Origin of the sequence: Citrobacter sp. TBCS-14 (genome assembly GCF_005280805.1) — a bacterium.
Lineage (GTDB): Bacteria > Pseudomonadota > Gammaproteobacteria > Enterobacterales > Enterobacteriaceae > Citrobacter > Citrobacter gillenii.
In genome coordinates this window covers 1-213 of sequence record NZ_SZWM01001285.1, presented here as the reverse complement: position 1 = coordinate 213, position 213 = coordinate 1, and the positions used below count along the sequence as shown (strand labels likewise).

1 protein-coding gene is annotated in these 213 nt (G+C 58.7%); it reads right to left on the bottom strand.

The genetic code is table 11. From position 1 onward, the window contains the following. On the bottom strand, positions 1-213 hold a 213-nt coding region (locus FDX22_RS27395; RefSeq protein ID WP_146718067.1), incomplete at both ends, for a HAMP domain-containing protein.

The window sequence follows — 213 nt, the reverse complement described above, 5'->3', positions numbered from 1 at the left end:
ACTCCTGCGGACCGGCTTCCAGCTCCGGATGTTGACGCAGGTTACCCTGTGCCACCTCATCCGCCGCGTTTTTCAACTTACGCGCCGGTTTCGCCAGGCTCCATGCCAGCCAAAGCAGCAGCGGTGAGCTGACGAGCATGGTGACGATCAGCAGCAACAGTGGCCGGTCAAACAACAGGTTGATGAAATCAGACTGTGAACTGCTGGCTGGTC